Annotated in this window: 1 protein-coding gene; it reads left to right on the top strand. The window is 62.6% G+C overall.

The features are described from left to right. Nucleotides 1-305: hypothetical protein (locus GM668_RS31975; RefSeq protein ID WP_170305934.1), on the top strand; the 305-nt coding region annotated here is incomplete at both ends.

The following is a 305-nucleotide window of genomic DNA, read 5'->3' as shown; positions in this document are numbered from 1 at the left end:
GCAGCGATGGCGGCGCCAATGCGGCGACCAATGCGCTGGCAAACCTGATTACCAAGGCGGAAGACAAGGTTGACCTGGGCTCGTCCGACACGGCGAAACAGATCGTCAAGGGCGCGGCGGAAACGGCCGGCGCCGATCAAACCAAGCTGGCGCAGGTGGACAAGCTGGCCACGGATGTCGGCAAGGCCATTGCCAACCTGAACCAGGCAATCAATGCGGCCAGCAGCAAAGACGGCGCCGATGCCAAGTCGCTGCTGACGGAAATCGCCAAGGTGCAGGTGGTGGCGGAAACGGTGGAAAAGCAG

The sequence above is a fragment of the Pseudoduganella ginsengisoli genome, from assembly GCF_009720865.1.
In the GTDB taxonomy this organism is placed as follows: Bacteria; Pseudomonadota; Gammaproteobacteria; order Burkholderiales; family Burkholderiaceae_D; genus Rugamonas; species Rugamonas ginsengisoli.
The sequence above is the reverse complement of the archived record's forward strand: the minus strand, read 5'-3'. Positions and strand labels throughout refer to the sequence as shown.